We start from the raw sequence: 1663 nt of genomic DNA, 5'->3' as shown, positions 1-1663 counted from the left end.
CCTCGGGCTTTCATGAGGTGGGCTGTCCGACAGGCGGTCAGGAAAACAGAGAGTGCCTCTGACCAGCGAGAATGAGGATTGTCGAGGTCCTTGTTCCTGCCACCGTCGGAGGCACTTTCCAGGTGAAGCACTCTACCGGGTCCTACCCCCGTGTCCGTGTCCAGGACGACGGCCGCCAGGTCGTCTCCCAGGCCGGTTCGGTCCTGCTCATCGAGACGGTCCGCAAGACCGGCCTTGACCAGGCCATGTCCCAGGCCCTGGATCCGTGGTGCAGACCGCGGACCGTCCACGATCCCGGCAAGACCCTCTTGGACCTCGCGCTGGCGGTCGCGCTGGGCGGGGACTGCCTCGCGGACATCGGCATGCTGCGGGCCGAGCCGGCCGTGTTCGGCCCGGTCGCCTCCGACCCGACCGTTTCCCGCCTGATCGACGCCCTCGCCGCCTCCGGCGAGAAGGCCCTGACCGCCATCCGCGCCGCACGTTCCGAGGTCCGCGGCCGGGTCTGGTCACTGGCCGGCGACCGGGCTCCGGACACCGACGGACAGGTCACGATCGACCTCGACGGCGTTCTGGTGACCGCGCACTCCGAGAAGGAGGACGCGGCCGCGACCTGGAAGAGAACGTATGGCCATCACCCGCTGACGGGGTTCGTCGACCACGGACCGGGCGGCACCGGAGAGCCGGTCGCCGCTCTCCTCCGGCCGGGCAACGCGGGCTCGAACACGGCCGCCGACCACATCACCACCGCCCGCCTCGCCCTGGCCCAGCTGCCCAAGCAATACCGGCGCGGGCGACGGACCCTGATCCGCTGCGACTCCGCCGGCGGCACCCACGCCTTCGTCGCCTGGCTCGCCCAGCGCGGGCGGTGGCTGTCCTACTCGGTCGGCATGACGGTCACCGAAGCGATCCACCAGCATGTGCTGCAGGTTCCCGCCTCGGCCTGGACACCGGCCGTCGAGACCGACGGCGAGATCCGCGACGGCGCCTGGGTCGCCGAGCTGGCCGGCGACGTCCTTCACGGCTGGCCCACGGGCATGCGACTGATCGTCCGCAAGGAACGACCGCACCCCGGGGCCCAGTTGAGGATCACGGACGCGGACGGCCATCGGATCACCTGCTTCGCCACCAACACCCCGGGCCGGCCGATCGCCGAACTTGAGCTCCGTCACCGGCTGCGGGCCCGGGCCGAGGACCGCATCCGCGCCGCCCGGGCCACCGGCCTGCGCAACCTGCCCCTGCACACCACAGCCCAGAACAAGATCTGGCTGGAGATCGTCCAGATAGCCCTCGACCTGCTGGCCTGGCTGCCCATGCTCGCCCTGACCGGCCAGGCAAGGCTCTGGGAACCCCGCCGCCTGCGACTTCGCCTGTTCACCGCGGCCGGACAGCTGGTCACCACCGGCCGCCGCCGCATCCTCCGCCTGGCGGCCCACTGGCCCTGGACCTATGAGATCACCGAAGCCCTCGAACGCCTCGCGCTCCTACCCAACCCCGGCTGACCAGCGGATCCGCCTGTCCCGACGAGCAGCACCACCCCGACCCGGAGCAGTGGAACCCGGCGCCCACCCGACGCGACAGCCGGGCCGTCGGCCTGCCCAGCCTCAGCCCACGGCACGAAAACGGTCCACCGACTCCGTCGGCGGACCGTCACGAAACTTCGAGG

Annotated in this window: 1 protein-coding gene; it reads left to right on the top strand. The window is 71.1% G+C overall.

What is annotated here, in order from left to right; all coding sequences use genetic code 11:
* Positions 1-122 precede the first annotated feature (122 nt).
* Positions 123-1499: an IS1380 family transposase gene (locus AC2CJA_RS26520; protein ID WP_484605192.1), complete on the top strand. Its 1377-nt coding sequence runs from the start codon at positions 123-125 to the stop codon at positions 1497-1499.
* Positions 1500-1663: the final 164 nt, after the last annotated feature.

It is taken from the genome of Streptomyces sp. ATLC9, assembly GCF_057196705.1.
The sequence above is the reverse complement of the archived record's forward strand: the minus strand, read 5'-3'. Positions and strand labels throughout refer to the sequence as shown.